A 14798-nucleotide genomic window follows, 5' to 3' on the forward strand; every position below is an offset into this window, starting at 1 on the left:
ACATGAAGTTGCTGGGCTGTGAGTATGTTCGTTGTAATCATCATCAGGAGTGATGCAAGAAGTCCGGCGAGGGTGTAATTACATGTGTGTGTGTGTGTGTGTTGCGTGGGTCATGGCGGTTGGTTTATTGGTTCTGAGCACAATATCTGTAAAAAAGTTGGGATGGGCAAGATTTTTTTTAGGATAGATGAGGCACCATCTCCCTATACTTCGTGCTTCACCTGCAACCCCTATCTTCGCACCATGCGTGTTTTGCTGCAAAAGCTAATGTTGTTGTGTGCTGTACTGGCGGGTGGCGCAGTGCAGTCTCAAAACCTGTTACTCAACGGGGATTTTGAGCGACCCTTTCTTGATCACGAGTATCAATGGCGGCAGCCCCACGGGGCGTATTACCACTACTACATGGATGGCCGTCAAGACGGCTCGGCCTACGAGGGCAACTTCTACAATGGGCTCTGCATGTACAACCACCAGGAAAATGAGTTTATGCAGACCAAATTGGCCCAACCGCTCGTGGCCGGACAAAGCTATTGCCTCAAGGTCATGGCTCGCCTTATGTCGATAAAAGCATTCAACCATGAACTGCACGACAAAATCGGCATCTTGTTTACTTCATACCCTTTTGATGTGGAAGAGCCTTTTTACCCCGGTGGCAAGCCCGATACCTACTGGTTGATTCCCGATACTGTAGATCGCTTTTCGTGGCTGCCCCTCGAAACAGAGTACCTGGCCCGTGGTGATGAGCAGTATTTTACCATAGGTTATTGGCGAAGCCTGGCCTTTTCCGAACAAGCAAAAGACGATGTTTTTGAGGCATTTATGGGGCCTGAACCCGCCAATTCCAAGACGGATATCCCTCCTCCTGATTTCAGCGCCAAGGCTAAAAAGAAACGGAAACGTGGAAAGCAGCACGACGCGTGGTCAGACTTTCGGAAGCAGGTGATGGAGCAGGCACGAAGTCAGGGTGAGGTGATTCCGACCACGTCTCCGGGCGAAGGGCTTTTTACCCTCCGCTACTACCTCGACAATCTCTGTGTGGCTCCGGTCCTGGCCGACGGAAGTTGTGATTGCGCCATCCCCAAACCTCCGCTCACGCTCAATGTGGGTGATGTGGTGCGCATGGACAACCTGCTTTTCAACACCGGTGAATCCACACTGCAGCCAGGCTCCGATTACGCGCTGGAACTACTTGCGCTCATTCTTGAGGAACAACCCCACATGCGCATTGCCATAGAAGGTCATACCGATAACGTGGGCAACGACGCTGCCAACCTAAAGCTGTCGGAAGACAGGGCCTACACCGTTCGCAAGCACCTGATTGAGATGGGTGTTGACGAAGAGCGAATGAGTGCACGGGGTTTCGGCAGTACCCGGCCCGTGGCCGACAATCGCACTGAAGAGGGCAGAAGCCTCAATCGCAGGGTGGCCTTTGTGATTGAGGCAAACCAGTGAAATTTATTTGCTGCCCACGCCAATGCGCCGGCTTTCTTTGGCGCGCTGCAATATAGGGTAGAGGTCTTCGGCGATACCGGCGGAAGGAGATTTGGCAGGTGATCTGTAAAAATTCCCTTCGGGGTCTATAAGAAAGTAGGCGGGAAGAGCACGCAAACCAAAGCGGTCGCGACTTTCAAAGCCGGTGTCGTCAAACAAAACTGGCCATTTGAGCTGCGGGTACTTGGAGAGATGCCGTTGAAATGCCTCACGGGGCGAATCCACCACCACGCTCACCACCTCAACCACTTCGCTGTACTCTGCAATCAATGCCGGCAGTAAACTCTGATCCTTGGGGCAGTCCGAACACCACGTGGCAAAAAATTCAAGATAGACGTATTTTCCCCTGAAATCTTCGAGCGACACTTGCTCGTTGTGCTGATCGTAAAACTTCAGCTCTGGTGCCGGAAAACCTTTTGAGGCCCGGGTAAGTGCTGTAATTACATTGTGGGAGGCTTTTTGAAGATATTCGGTAGAGGCATTTTCGCCAAGGTGCTCAAGAACGCGCAATACATTTCGGCCGTCAGCCTGCAGGTAGTAGGCTTCAATCAACGCTTGAACAGCCACCATTTCCCGAAGTACATCGCGCTCCAGAAATTCATCTTTTTGAATGAGTTCCAGCAATGCCGGCCCGGGGTCCCGGGAAGCCAGCGCTTTGGGAATCAAGTCCGGGCCATGATTCGCCCCGAAGCGCGCAAAATACTTTTGGAAAAAACTGCCCAAAAAAGCGAAAAACATGGGGTGCGGCTCAAACGAAGAAGATTTCAGGTATTTGTCGAACAAATCGCGACGTGTGTACACCTGCGTTTGAAAGGCTGTGGAAGCCAGGATGTAATGTAATTCGGTAGCAGTGTAAGCATCCACATGATTAAATCGCTGCTGCATCGATGTTTCAAATGACTCGAATTTCGGCTTAAACGCACGTGAGCCCACAAGGGCAACATTGGCCACCAGAAATGAATCTACCGCTACGTGCAACTGGCTGATTAATGCGTTGGGGTCATTGTCCGGCAGATTGAGAAACACAAGATCCACATGGGTATTGCCGCCAAAAGAGCGCACTTGTTCTTTGTGCAGAGGCGGAAAAAACACTTCGTAGCGGCGATTGGGTTGCACAATCATGGTGCCCCGTATGTGCCGGATATAGATATCGATTTCTCCGGTTTCATCCCACGGAAAAGTTGCTTCAAAACGGCCTTGTGCATCAGACTCTGCCACGTGAATTACGCGTTGTAACTGACTCAATCCGTCTTCAGTTGCATAGAACAGCACCTGTGTGTTGACGTAATCGGGTGCCTCGCCGCGTATGTGCACCTGACTGGCAAAAAGGGGTAAAGCGCTGAAAAACAGCAGCAGGATAAGCCCTCGCCTAAAAATCTCCATTGATTTCAATCGCATTCGGAATAAACTTGCTGACATCACCCCCGTTTCGGATTATGTCACGCACAATGGTGCTGTTTATTGCGGAAAGTTCGGGTGTTGACATCAAAAAAATCGTTTCAATGCCGCTCACCATCTCGCGGTTCATTTGAGCGATGCCCTTTTCAAACTGAAAGTCACCGGCATTGCGGAGCCCGCGTATAATGTAGCGCGCATCTTTCTCCAGGCAGAATCGCACGGTAAGGCCTTCGTAGGTTTCTACCGTTACTTTCTGCTCAAAATTAAAGGTGTTCTTGATCCATGTAAGTCGCTGATCAAGCGGAAAAAGATATTTTTTCTGGGAATTCACTCCCACGGCAATGATGATTTTGTCGAAAAGAGGCAGCGCCCGCTTCACAATGTTTTCGTGCCCTTTGGTGATGGGGTCGAAGGACCCCGGAAATACTGCTATGTTAGCCATGCTGTAAAGTTGGATGTTGAAAAAAACTAAAGTGAACCGCTCCGCATGCGCGATGAGATTCAAACCAGGGGTGCTTACTGAAATCCATAGCTGCCGGATGTTCTACCACCAGCCAGCCGCCGGGTTTCAAAAGGTCACCACTTACCACGAAGTTAGGAATATCTTCGTGATGCTTTACCTGGTAGGGTGGGTCTGCAAAAATCAGGTCAAACTTTTCCTGTGGTTTTTTGAGCCATCTGAAAACGTCGGCTCTTACAGTTCGAATGGGTAATTGAAGCTGAACGGATTGCTCGCGCAAAAACCCCAGCACGCGCGGGTTCATATCAACGGAGACCACCGAGGGAGCTCCTCGGGATGCAAGTTCAAAGCTGATGGCGCCCGTACCCGAAAACAAATCGAGGCAGTGGCATGTGCTGATATCCACCCTGTTTTCGATGAGGTTAAACAGGCTTTCGCGAGCAAAGTCAGTGGTGGGGCGCACACCCGAAACGCGCGGTGGGTTGAGCCGGCGCCCCTTGAGTCTGCCGCCTATGATGCGCAAAGCACCTGGTGTAAAAGGGTGAAACCGGAAAGCGCCTGCTGCTCATTCTTCCCTTTCCATGTCGTATCAGCGAGGGTGCTGTTGCTGAGCAGCGAAACCGCGCCAATGTACTCCCGTAGCAGGGTTAGAATGGCGCCTGCAGGGTCAATGTTGCCGGTGGCGAAGGTGCGAAACTGTTTCGGGTCAATGTGCATTTGGTCAAACACGTAGAGCACGTAGTAGGCCACATCCATTTCGGATGCAAAACGGAAGGTATTGGCCAGTTGCAATTGTCCGTCCTGAATAAGTATCAATCTGAAAAACCCGTTGCCAAAAAACAGCCATGCACCGTTTTGATTGGCTTGCCGTGCAAGCCGCAAGGCCAACTCAAGCTCTACCGTCGATTCGTGCAGGATGTGGCAAGTGGGAAATACCCTGGTTACAAGCTCACATCCGTCCGGAAGCGCATACACATTGTACGCTGGCAGCATGATTAGCTTGTCAGACGCAATATTTGCATTCCGGGGAGCGTCCAGGTGAAAGTGGTGGTAGTGCGCGAGGTTCTCTTCGTGGTATATGGCTTCCGGCACCAAGGTGTTTCCGGGTTCGGTAATGCTGCACGAAACAGAGTAAGCACTGCCCCATTCGCGAATGGTGTGCAGTTGTTGGTTCAGTTCCTCGGTACTTTGCGCAGAAAGGTCGAGGTCCACCTTTCGGTGATGGAAGTTGAGCCGGTCTTGCAGTGCCACAGACAAACGCCCGTTGCCCAGTTGCAAAGACAAATGGCAATCGTTATGTGAAATCCCGGCGATAACCGTGGTTTGGAGATGGTGCTATTCAGTCCAGTTACCCGAAAGGGTAGCCTTTTCCATATCGCCAAAGCGAAGAGCCGGTTCTGCAAATGGTTTTGGATCTTCAACAAGCAGCACAGTTTGGCGTCTGCCGGATGCATCCAGAATGGTACCCGCGTTCATGTAAAACTCAACGCCATCGCTGAATGGAACATAACGCAATGAGTCAACCTTAAACGGATAGTTGCGGCGCTTGCGGGCAGATTCTGACAGAAACTCGCGCTCCAGCACCGATTCGTACACCGTATCGCGGACAATCAGACCCAATTCCAAAGCTTCCCCTTCGGTGAGGGTGTCAGGAACTTCACCAAAAGCTTTTAGCATGGGGATTTTTCCGGTGAGGATGAAATTCTCCAATGTGTCCCAATGTGAGGTATATCGCTGGTTTGCATCGTGAAAAGCGACCTGGGCTGTTCGGATATCCTTCAATCGCTGAATCACATGAGAAGCAATTTTGTCTTTCTTGTTGAGGTAGCGCAGTTCAGAATCAATAGAGTAATAATTCATGTAGGCCATTCCTGCCGAGCCACCGATGGTAATGATTGTAACGACTACCGCTACCATTTTGTTGATGATGCCGGCGATATGCAGAATCGAGATAATTCCAACCAGAGCAATCACGGCCCCGCCGGTTTTAAACATTGCATTCTGCTGAGCACCGGTAATGAGAATCAGCAAACCGATGATGGTCAACGCTCCCGGAAAAAAGAATCGGGCAAATTTATCTTTCAGATCTTCCATAACTTGCTACAATACATTGGCAATTGTGTCGGGCAAATCTACCATTTTTTTCATTCAGAGCCGCACCGTTCCACGATTGGTAACACTTTTGAAACCTGCGTACTTTTGAGCGCGCATGAAAGACAAATGGCAACATTGGCAGCAGGTTCTGCAAAACGGACTCGGACATACCCCCACTCAGGGCCAGCGCGAGTTAAGCCGAAAACTAATTCGCTTTCTGCTCAGCGAAAAGCCCCGTTGCGCGTTTCTCATGAAGGGCTATGCCGGTACTGGAAAAACCACCATGGTAAGGGCATTGCTCAGTTTACTTCCTGAAATCAAGCAAAAAGCGGTGCTGATGGCTCCAACCGGGAGGGCGGCCAAGGTGCTGGGGCATTACGCAGGACAACCCGCCTACACCATTCACAAAACCATTTATAGGCGCAGCATGGGAGCCGACGGCTCGGTGCGTTTTGGCTTGGCTCCCAACAACCGAAAAGACGTGGTGTTCGTGGTAGATGAGGCATCCATGATTGCGGGCAGGCAAATAACCGACGACGGGTTGGGCACTTCGCACCTGCTCGAAGACCTGCTCACTTTTGTTTTTCGGGGTGAGAACTGCCGCGTGCTGTTGATTGGCGACGAAGCCCAGTTGCCCCCTGTGGGCTTGGAGAAAAGCCCGGCGCTAAACCTGGAGCTCATGCGTGATCACTACAATCTGATTATTGCCGAACACACCCTCACGGAGGTAATCCGTCAGGAGGCCGATTCAGGGATACTGGCCAATGCCACACAGGTGAGGCATCTCATCAACGGAAATGCAGGTGAGCTCAAACTCAACATTCAATTTCCCGACGTGGAATATGTCACCGGGCGGGATTTGCCCGAAAAACTGGAGTGGGCCTATCAGCATTTTGGGGTTGAGGACACCTTGGTGATTACCCGCTCCAACTGGATGGCCAACGAGTACAACCAGTTAATCAGAAGGCGGGTGCGGTGGCTCGACAACGAGCTGGAAGCCGGTGAGCTGATGATGGTGGTAAAAAACAACTATTTCTGGGTGAAGGAATTGCCGGCCGCGGCCTTTATTGCCAACGGCGACATTCTTGAAATTCAAAAGGTGAAGCAATACGCCGAGCGCTACGATTTTCGCTTTGCGGATGCAGAAGTGCGCATGCTCGATTACGATGTGCCGCCCTTTTTAGTGAAAATGCTGCTCGATACCATCACCGAAAAAGGACCCTCACTGAGCCGCGATAAAGCCAAACTTCTATTTCACTCGGTGGCCGAAGACTATCAGGAAGAGTCGAGCGCCAAAAAACGAAACGAAATGGTGTTTAAGGAAGACCCTTTTTTCAATGCCTTGCAGGTGAAGTTTGCCTACGCGGTTACCTGCCATAAGTCGCAGGGAGGTCAATGGCCGGTAGTGTTCATTGATATTGGCCGAATGAAGGAGCCGGCCGATTTGGAGTTCTATCGCTGGCTATACACAGCACTAACCCGCGCCACACAATATGTTTTTTTGGTTCAATTTCCACCCGAAATGGTGCAGGGAGAAATTCCGGATGCCGGCTAGCGCATTCGGCTGACTTGTTGCGTTGCGGCAAACCGTATTTTTGCGCCTATGCATTTACAAAACGACTTATTGTTGCGCGCTGCCCGTGGCGAGCAGTGCGAGCGACCACCCGTTTGGGTGATGAGGCAGGCCGGACGTATTTTACCCGAGTACCGCGAAGTAAGGGCGTCGGTTGCCGGATTTAAAGAGCTTGTTACCAATCCTGAACTTTGTTGCGAGGTAACCCTGCAGCCTGTTGATCTATTGGGGGTGGATGCGGCTATTATTTTCTCCGACATCCTCGTTATTCCGGAAGCCATGGGTTTGCCCTACGAGATGATTGAGAAACGCGGACCGCTGTTTCCTTCCACCGTTCAAAACGCCGCCGACCTCAAGCGTTTAACCATGGATGTTGAAGAACCTCTCGAATACGTGCGCAGGGCTTTGGAAATTACAAGCCGCGAACTCGCCGGACGTGTACCCCTGATTGGTTTTGCCGGGGCTCCCTGGACCATTTTTGCATACATGACAGAAGGCAGTGGATCAAAGACTTTCAGCAAAGCGCGCAAGTTGCTTTATACCGATCCATCATTTTCGGAACAGTTGTTGAATATGATCACCACAGCAACCATTCGTTACTTGAAAATGCAGATTAAAGCGGGTGCACAATTGGTGCAGATTTTTGATTCCTGGGCGGGAATTTTACCCCCCGATCAGTATCGCGCACACAGCCTAAAGTATATTTCGCGCATTTGCGACGAAATCAACGAGGTTCCCGTAACGGTGTTTGCCAAAGGTGCCTGGTTTGCACTTTCCGAAATGAAGGATTTGAATTGCGAAACCGTTGGTCTCGACTGGCATACCGACCCCCGATGGGCGCGCGCCCAGGTGGGTGATGCCAAAACCCTACAGGGAAATATGGATCCCTGCGCGCTCTATGCCGAAGATGAAACCATTGTCAGTAAAACGCACGAAATGTTGCAAAGCTTTGGTAGCCGCAGGCATATTGTTAACTTAGGCCACGGAGTGTATCCCGATACTGAAGCCCGCAAAGTGAAATTATTCATCGAAACTGTAAAAAATTACCAATACCCCAAATCATGAAAAAAGTATTACTCGCCTTACTGTCAGTGTTGATGGTGCCCGTTCTTGTGGCTCAAGACGCCCCTGAGGAGGATCCCAACAACATGGTTCCCAACTGGAATTTTGCCAACTATACCGGCAAGCCCAAGAAGCCGGGGCAGTTTGATCTTGTTACCGACTGGAGTGCCGGCACCGAAGTCATCCCCGATTTTTTTCTGCGGGATGTAAAGGGTGATCAGATTGCTGTGCCCCGCAATATTCACGGCGAACAGGAGCCGGCGAGCGGTGACTCCTACGCGGGAATTGTGGCATACAGCTACCGCGGCAAAGAGCCCAGAACGTATATCACGACCCGCATGAAAACGGATATGGCGAAAGATCAGATGTATTGTATTAAGTTTAGGGTGAGTCTTTCGGAACTGTCAAAATATGCTGTCAACAATATGGGGATTCACTTCACCAAGCACGCCATGAATGTGAAAACGGACGGTAGCCTGCTTTTTGATGATTTTATTACCGCTGACGCCAATCAAGTTATTGATCAGCAGGACGGCTGGCATCTCTTCTGCAAAATAGTTCGCGCCAAGGGCTTTGAGCGATACCTCACCATCGGAAACTTTGCTCCCGACGATAAAACCACAGCCCAAAAGGTAAAACGACCTTCAGGCTACACCGAAATGCAGAAAAACCATGCCTACTACTATATCGATGATGTGTCAGTAAAGCACATCAACTACCCGGGAGAGTGTGATTGTAGTGAGGGCAAAATTCCTGAGTCTAAAATTATCTACAGCAAATCGGCTGCATCTGTCGAAGGTCAAACACTTAGCGAAAAAGTAGAAAGCAGCACTATTTACTTTTATCAGTTTAAGCCGGAGGTGACATCAACCTTTGAGCGGGACCTCGATAACCTTGTGAAAGTTCTGAACGAGAATAAGTTGGTGAAGTTGAAGATTCACGCCCATATCGATAACGAAGAGGCGGCCATGGCAGAAGAAAACCCACGGATCAAATCACTCTGCAACGACAGGGCACTCGAAGTGGTACGATACTTTCAAAAAGCCGGTATAGAGCGCAATCGCCTCATTACCGAATTACACGAAAACAACGACCCTGTTTCGGAAATGAACACACCGCTCTCGCTCGCCAAAAACCGGAGGGTTGAATTTACCATCACCAAATAAAACCATTACCGCAATAAAGCGTAGAAAGGGGCATTCTGAAAGGGTGCCCTTTTTTGCGACAATAGCTGCCTTTACCGGGCTTTTCCTCATTGCAGTGGTTTTTCCGTTGCACGGACAGAACTTTGTACCCAACCCACAGTTCGACGAATTCGTGTATTGCCCCGTGGGCATCAATCAAAGCGAACTTGAAATTCTTCATCACTGGAAACAAACCACCCGGGGCACCCCTGACTATTACCATACATGCGGAAATGAAATGGGTGTGCCGAACAACGTCTTTGGTTATCGGGAGCCCGCTGCCGGAGAGGGGTATATAGGAGTGGTGGCCTTTTCACCCTCGCGCCGAAACTACCGCGAGTACCTGCACGCACAACTTACCTCTCCGCTTCGCAAGGGGGAGTGGTATTGCGTGAGCATGAAAGTGGCGCTGGCACAGAATGCTACTTATGTCAGCGACGGAATTGGTGCCGCCCTCACGCCATTGCCCTTTTCGCGTACGCGCAATATGGACATTCAGTACCCGGCCGAGTTAAATAATCCACCCGGCAACTTGCTGTACTACCAGAAAGAGTGGGTTACCATCAGCGCCCCTTATCTGGCCACAGGAGGTGAGCAATACATTACAATTGGTAATTTTCGTCCGGATGATGACCTCCTGGTTAAAAGCCGATTGGTGGATGTGAAAAAGGGAAAACTGGTTCATCATGCTTACTATTTCATTGATGATGTGCAGGTTGTGCCAGTATCGGGCCCGACGGAATGCCACGACACAGTATATGAAATGGCAGCAGCCGTAGAAGCTGAAGCCGCTGCCGACCCACCTGAAGACAGGAACTACCGAACTGTTCGCCTTCAAAGCGTGTTGTTCGATTTTGACGAAGATATCATCACGGCCGAATCGCGCGAACAACTCAACGAAGTAGTTCGCGTGCTGAAACGCAATCCCTACTACGAGATTGAAGTAGTTGGACACGCCGATATCATCGGAACCGAAGAGTACAACATCGGTCTTTCACGTCGTCGCTCAGAGCAGGTTATCGCATTTCTGCACGACAGAGGCATTGCAAAAAACCGTTTGAGGATTCGCTACTTTGGAAGTGCACAGCCGGTTACAACGAACGAAACAGAAGAGGGCCGTCAGCAAAACCGCCGTGTGGAATTTCTGATTCTCGAAAAACAGTACGAGGAATATAGCCGGTGACTATTTTCTTCACACCGTCTTAACATTAGATGCGTATCACTTTCGCAATGATTTAATAACATTGTATCGTGACGCAGCCTACTCTTTACCCGGACTTACAGCATTCCATTCAGCGCATTCAGGCCACAACCCTCGCAATTGAACGTGAAGAGAAAACAACAGGTTTGGCTAAATTGATACACCACGCGCGCTCCTCAGGTGATGTGAGCTTGCTGTTTGTTTGCACCCATAACAGTAGACGAAGTCAGATGGCACAAGCCTGGGCCCAGGCTTTGTCGTGGTACTTCGGGCTGAATATACCTTGTTATTCAGGCGGAATGGAAGTCACAACTTTTCACACGGCTGCGCGGGCCGCTCTGGTATATGCCGGTTTTCGGATTACAAAAGACCAAGGTAATTTCAACCTATGGCAACTTCGGTATTCCGGCAATGCGGAGCCTGTTCAGTTGTATTCAAAACTGGTAGATGATCCGCATAATCCGAAACAGCATTTTATTGCCGTGATGACCTGCTCCGACGCCGATGAAAACTGCCCTGTGGTACCGGGGTCGCTTCACCGTTTCGCGCTCAATTACAATGATCCGCGTGTTGCTGACAATACTCCTCAGCAGGAAGAGGCCTACCGCAGATGTTCGGAGCAAATAGCGGGAGAAATGTTTACTTTGTTCGGCAAAGTAAGTTCATATGGAGAGTCTGAAACCTGAAAAAAGAAAAATGGATTTTTTTGAGCGCTACCTCACGCTTTGGGTGGCGCTGTGCATTGTGGGGGGTACCTTGCTCGGCTACGTGTCGGGCGATGCCATGCATGTGCTGAGCGGAATGGAGCTATATCAGGTAAATATACCCATTGCCATCCTGATATGGTTGATGATTTACCCCATGATGCTCCAGGTGGACTTCAGTACATTGCGGGATGTTGGCCGACGACCCAAAGGTATTGTGCTTACCGTAATTGTGAACTGGCTTATCAAACCCTTCACAATGGCCTTTTTTGCCTGGCTTTTCTTCTCCAACCTATACAGCGCGTGGATTCATCCGGAAGAAGCGGGTCAGTACATAGCCGGTGCGATTATCCTGGGGGCCGCACCCTGTACGGCAATGGTGTTTGTTTGGTCTTATCTCACCAATGGAAACCCCAACTATACCCTGATGCAGGTTTCGGTAAACGATCTGATTATTCTTGTGGCTTTTGTTCCCATTGTGGGGCTTTTGCTGGGTATTACAGACGTAACAGTTCCTTACGAAACATTGGTAATCAGCGTAGTTGTGTATGTGGTGGTGCCGCTTGTAGCGGGTTATTTTACGAGCAGATTTCTCATTGGAAGGCATGGTGAAACATGGTTTAGAACGGTGTTTCTACCCCGTTTCAAGCCTGTGAGTATCGTAGCCCTGCTGCTCACCTTGCTCTTTATTTTCGCTTTTCAGGGGGTAAATATCCTCAGCAAGCCGCTTATTATTTTGCTTATTGCGGTACCGCTCATCATTCAAACCTACTTCATCTTTTTTGTGGCGTGGTACGCGGGCCGGTTTATCAAGTTACCTCACCCGATATGCGCTCCGGCATCATTAATAGGTGCGAGTAATTTTTTTGAACTTGCGGTTGCCGTTGCCATTGCACTGTTTGGTCTGGATAGTCCTGCGGCTCTGGTTTGTGTGGTGGGCGTACTGGTTGAGGTTCCGGTGATGTTGTCACTGGTGGCTTTTGCCAATCGTTACCGCCCTTCCGAGCAAGAGCTCAATGTATGAATCAGCGTAGCACTACCTGTGATGAGTGCAGTACGTGATCCCCGTCGGTAACTTCCAATACGTAGGTGCCCCGTGCAATGTGCTGAGGAATCCACAGTGTAGTTTCTCCTCCCGTGATGTTGTTTTGAAATACCCGACGGCCGTTCATATCGGTGAGAACAGCGCTCAGGTTTCCGCTGTCATTCCATTCACCCATGTCAATCACCAGCCGGTCGTTGGTTGGGTTGGGAAACACCTTGATGGTGTTGCGCTCTTTGAAACCTGCGCTTACATTGGGGTTCGGTAAGCCAAAAGCGTATTCTCCGGTTGCAATGCTGTTGATGGTGATGCGGGCGTGCCCATTGGTTGCCGAGCCCAGCGTGTTCAGGGTCATGTCATCCCAGAGCGTCCATGGGTCGGTAGGTTGTGAGCGATAGAGCATCACAATATCATTCTCGTCGAAATCACTTCCGGGAAGTGCAAAGAGTTCCACATCAAGAAGACTGTTGGCTCCGTTGCGACCGTCAAAATCCATGCGCATGTTCGTGACGAAGCCGGGGTCTGGGATTCCTCCCACGCGCCAGTATCGGTCAGGCGAAACGATGTAAGCGTTGTTCTCAACCGATCCGCCCGGACCTGCCCAGTTGTGCTCTACCCGCAGCGTACTGTTACCCGGAGCTTCCTGTACCAACAGATTTGCAAAGGCATCGTTCATCACAATCATACCAGTAGCGGAAATATCACCTTCCCAAGCAGTAACACCGTAATTCAGTTTCAGGTCGCGGTTCAGGGTGGCGTAAATTGGCGCAAATGGACAACCAACGCTGAGGGTAGTGGTTTCTCCGCTTACAACCACCATTTGTTCGTGAATATTCCAATTCTCGTCCATCAGGCTGAGTGTAATGGGTACCTCCTGGTAGAAATTGTTGGCGGCTCGCAGTCGTTGTTGTATGGTAACTTCTACCGTGTACAGTCCTCCACCTCCTGATACCTCCATCTCATCCACCGAGAACTGCGCCCACCCGGGTTGAAAAATCCAGTCGTCGAAGAAATTGGTGACGTTGATACCCGGAAGGCTGTTCAGGAAATCACGAAGGTCTTCGCTGCTTGCATTCTTAAACGCAAATTCGTCGAGGTAGCCGCGCATGGCATCGAAAAAGAGCGAGTCGCCCAAATATCCGCGCAGCGAATGAGCCATGGCTGCACCTTTGTAGTAAGCGTGTTCGCCATAGGTATGCTCCGGTGGAATTTGGTTCATCGTAAGAAAACCGCCGTCATGAAAATGAGCGCTTTGAAGAATTCTTCGCAGATTTCCTCGAATTCGACTGATGTACGATTCCTCACCTTCAATTATTTCGTATGCCAAAATGGAGAGGAACTCCGCCCAGCCTTCGTTGAGCCACATATCTGCCGGTGTTTTGCAGGTAACAAGGTTTCCGAACCACTCGTGAGCCAGCTCATGGGCCATTACTGATTGAGCAAGGTCGCCCCCTGTAAGTGATTGTGGAAAGGAGATATTGGTTGAATGCTCCATGGCTCCTACGGGAGTGTAGTTGTAACCAATGCGCGGCCAGCGGTAATGGCCAAAGCGCTCCTCAAAACCGTCGAACACGGTTTGCAGATTCTCAAATGCATTCACCATGCTGTTTACATTGTTGGAACCGCCCACAAGGTGCACCGGAATGGTATCGCCGGTGATGGAAGGAAATGCAAAAGTTGCCTGCTCGTATTCGGCCACGGCCACCGAGGCGAGGTAACTCGGAATGGGGTAGTCCATCACCCAGTGAAAGAGTAGGTTTCCGTCGTCGGTTGTTTCGGTTTGTTGAAGGTAGCCGTTGCAATACGCCGCCCGATTAGAGGGAGTGAGAATTTGAAATTCAAAAATGGATTTCTCCACAAAGTTGTCGAAGCACGGAAACCAAACCCGGCCGTAACTCGCCGGCCAATCGGTAAAAGCCACGCCGATGTTGTAGGCAATGTTGCTGTTAAAGTAAAATCCACCGAACCCGGAAGGATCCACCACGTTTCCACCGCGATAGTAAACGATTACCATATCGGAACTACCGCTGTTTATGGGTTCCGGTAACTGGATGTTGAGCAATTCATCCACGTGCGTAAAATTGAGCTGCCCGCTGCTGTGCACCACCGAATCTACCTGCTGACCTTTGAGGTCCAACGGAAGGTTAGCAATACCATCTACCAGGGCCTCAAACTCAATGCTGCACTCCGAGCGAGACTGAAAACTTGAAAAATCAGTGAGGTCAATAAACAGGGTGTGCTTTAGCAGGTTGATGCTATCGCTGATACCCGCATTGGCGGCTGACCGCGCATCGGGCTGGCCCATGCGCCACAGTGGAGCATACTGCTTGTGGTCTTTGCACGTGTGTGAATCCTGGGCCTTGACGAACATAGGTGTCAGTAGGGCAATGCTGATAATCAGGAAGTGAGTGGTGGTTGCTTTGTTGTTCTTCATTGCTTATATGCGAGGCGATCAAGATACCAATAAAATTGGTTGGCAAAAAAATCGCTTGACATTCCAAGAGTTCATGCAACATTTTTCAATTTGGTCGTCTTATTATTGGAAACCCAACAAAAGATCATCCTTGTAAAGGCAAAAGCATCAACCCG

13 protein-coding genes are annotated in these 14798 nt (G+C 50.1%); 7 read left to right on the forward strand and 6 right to left on the reverse strand.

Annotated elements, in window-relative coordinates:
- Positions 1–162: 162 nt before the first annotated feature.
- A complete protein-coding gene (locus EA392_02480; GenBank protein ID TVR41006.1) occupies positions 163–1452 on the forward strand; it encodes an OmpA family protein in 1290 nt (429 codons plus the stop codon).
- A gap of 3 nt (positions 1453–1455) precedes the next feature.
- On the opposite strand, the gene EA392_02485 is transcribed toward EA392_02480, so the two are convergent.
- Genes EA392_02485 through EA392_02505 form a run of 5 tightly spaced genes read right to left on the reverse strand, consistent with a single transcriptional unit; the run spans position 1456 to position 5443 of the window.
- The gene (locus tag EA392_02485) at positions 1456–2910 is read right to left on the reverse strand and encodes a TlpA family protein disulfide reductase (GenBank protein TVR41007.1); all 1455 of its coding nucleotides are present in this window, start codon (positions 2908–2910) and stop codon (positions 1456–1458) included.
- Positions 2861–3331: a pantetheine-phosphate adenylyltransferase gene (locus EA392_02490; protein ID TVR41008.1), complete on the reverse strand. Its 471-nt coding sequence runs from the start codon at positions 3329–3331 to the stop codon at positions 2861–2863. The genes EA392_02485 and EA392_02490 overlap by 50 nt, the downstream gene beginning before the upstream one ends.
- On the reverse strand, positions 3324–3872 hold the full coding sequence (gene rsmD, locus EA392_02495; GenBank protein ID TVR41009.1) for a 16S rRNA (guanine(966)-N(2))-methyltransferase RsmD: 549 nt from the start codon (positions 3870–3872) through the stop codon (positions 3324–3326). The genes EA392_02490 and rsmD overlap by 8 nt, the downstream gene beginning before the upstream one ends.
- Positions 3860–4663, reverse strand: a complete 804-nt coding sequence (locus EA392_02500) for a DUF3822 family protein (GenBank protein TVR41010.1) — start codon at positions 4661–4663, stop codon at positions 3860–3862. Before EA392_02500 ends, rsmD begins: the two co-directional genes overlap by 13 nt.
- Positions 4664–4684: 21 nt before the next feature.
- The gene (locus EA392_02505; GenBank protein TVR41011.1) at positions 4685–5443 is read right to left on the reverse strand and encodes a hypothetical protein; all 759 of its coding nucleotides are present in this window, start codon (positions 5441–5443) and stop codon (positions 4685–4687) included.
- 115 nt (positions 5444–5558) lie between these two features.
- Here EA392_02505 and EA392_02510 point away from each other — a divergent pair, with 115 nt between their 5' ends.
- The 6 genes from EA392_02510 to arsB all read left to right on the forward strand — a co-directional run bounded on the left by EA392_02510 (position 5559) and on the right by arsB (position 12191).
- Positions 5559–6998 (forward strand): ATP-dependent endonuclease, encoded by a 1440-nt coding sequence (locus EA392_02510; protein ID TVR41012.1) that lies wholly within the window; start codon positions 5559–5561, stop codon positions 6996–6998.
- Positions 6999–7046: 48 nt separating this feature from the next.
- Positions 7047–8081: a uroporphyrinogen decarboxylase gene (gene hemE / locus EA392_02515; protein TVR41013.1), complete on the forward strand. Its 1035-nt coding sequence runs from the start codon at positions 7047–7049 to the stop codon at positions 8079–8081.
- Entirely contained in the window at positions 8078–9244 is a 1167-nt protein-coding gene (locus tag EA392_02520) for an OmpA family protein (GenBank protein ID TVR41014.1), read from the forward strand. Before hemE ends, EA392_02520 begins: the two co-directional genes overlap by 4 nt.
- A 43-nt stretch (positions 9245–9287) precedes the next feature.
- Entirely contained in the window at positions 9288–10445 is a 1158-nt protein-coding gene (locus tag EA392_02525) for an OmpA family protein (protein TVR41015.1), read from the forward strand.
- A gap of 68 nt (positions 10446–10513) precedes the next feature.
- On the forward strand, positions 10514–11149 hold the full coding sequence (locus EA392_02530; protein TVR41016.1) for a protein-tyrosine-phosphatase: 636 nt from the start codon (positions 10514–10516) through the stop codon (positions 11147–11149).
- Positions 11139–12191 (forward strand): arsenical-resistance protein, encoded by a 1053-nt coding sequence (arsB, locus tag EA392_02535; GenBank protein ID TVR41040.1) that lies wholly within the window; start codon positions 11139–11141, stop codon positions 12189–12191. Before EA392_02530 ends, arsB begins: the two co-directional genes overlap by 11 nt.
- A gap of 1 nt (position 12192) precedes the next feature.
- On the opposite strand, the gene EA392_02540 is transcribed toward arsB, so the two are convergent.
- Entirely contained in the window at positions 12193–14643 is a 2451-nt protein-coding gene (locus tag EA392_02540; protein TVR41017.1) for a T9SS C-terminal target domain-containing protein, read from the reverse strand.
- Positions 14644–14798 lie beyond the last annotated feature (155 nt).

It is taken from the genome of Cryomorphaceae bacterium, from assembly GCA_007695365.1.
Taxonomy (GTDB): Bacteria; Bacteroidota; Bacteroidia; order Flavobacteriales_D; family SKUL01; genus SKUL01.

Excerpts from the sequence above, each read along its gene's own strand:
- EA392_02480 (TVR41006.1), top strand. The coding sequence starts at position 163 with ATGGGCAAGATTTTTTTTAGGATAGATGAGGCACCATCTCCCTATACT.
- EA392_02485 (TVR41007.1), bottom strand. The coding sequence starts at position 2,910 with ATGTCAGCAAGTTTATTCCGAATGCGATTGAAATCAATGGAGATTTTT.
- EA392_02490 (TVR41008.1), bottom strand. The coding sequence starts at position 3,331 with ATGGCTAACATAGCAGTATTTCCGGGGTCCTTCGACCCCATCACCAAA.
- EA392_02505 (TVR41011.1), bottom strand. The coding sequence starts at position 5,443 with ATGGAAGATCTGAAAGATAAATTTGCCCGATTCTTTTTTCCGGGAGCG.
- EA392_02510 (TVR41012.1), top strand. The coding sequence starts at position 5,559 with ATGAAAGACAAATGGCAACATTGGCAGCAGGTTCTGCAAAACGGACTC.
- hemE (TVR41013.1), top strand. The coding sequence starts at position 7,047 with ATGCATTTACAAAACGACTTATTGTTGCGCGCTGCCCGTGGCGAGCAG.
- EA392_02520 (TVR41014.1), top strand. The coding sequence starts at position 8,078 with ATGAAAAAAGTATTACTCGCCTTACTGTCAGTGTTGATGGTGCCCGTT.
- EA392_02540 (TVR41017.1), bottom strand. The coding sequence starts at position 14,643 with ATGAAGAACAACAAAGCAACCACCACTCACTTCCTGATTATCAGCATT.